The organism is Microbacterium sp. Soil_C_42 (genome assembly GCF_057656735.1).
Map to the genome: position 1 here is coordinate 1 of NZ_JBDGJU010000089.1, position 543 is coordinate 543.

The 543-nt window shown below is 69.8% G+C and carries 1 protein-coding gene; it reads right to left on the reverse strand.

All coding sequences use genetic code 11. The features are described from left to right. The coding region (locus AC3A46_RS19520; RefSeq protein WP_487666700.1) for an SCO6880 family protein at window positions 1–534 on the reverse strand (534 nt) is incomplete at its 3' end. Window positions 535–543: the final 9 nt, after the last annotated feature.

Below are 543 nucleotides of genomic sequence, written 5' to 3' on the forward strand. Positions count from 1 at the left end.
GTCGGAGCGGGGCCATTCGTGCACCCACATCGTGGTGTGCACCGCGGAGTCGGTGACCACGATCCCGTTGCGGCCCTTCGGCTCGTCGAGGTACATCGGCCCGATCGCGACAGGGTCCACCCCGGTGAGGGTGTCGGGGCGGTTCTGCACGGTCGCGGCGAACTCCGGATCGAACGCCAACCTGCCCAACGCGGCAACCTCCCGGGGGGACAGCCAGCGGCGCACCTTGATCTTCGCCGCCGACAGCGCGTCGGCAAGGTTGCCGGCCTCGATGTGCGCCAGCGCGACGATCGCTTCTTTGCCGCCGCCGAGCGCTTTGAGTTGGGAGCCGAGGGTGACCAGGTCGAGGGTGAGGACGAGGTAGTTGCGGTGCGCGACCTCGAACCGTTCGGCGTGGTCCATCACGTCCTGGTAGTTGCGGGCCACCGGGGACTCCGGGTTCAGGTCCCGCACCCGCCGCACCGTCTCGTAATGCTCCCGCGCGGCACGGATCGTGGTCGGCAGGGTGCGTTCCTGCAGCGTCACCCGCTTCACCCCCGGCCG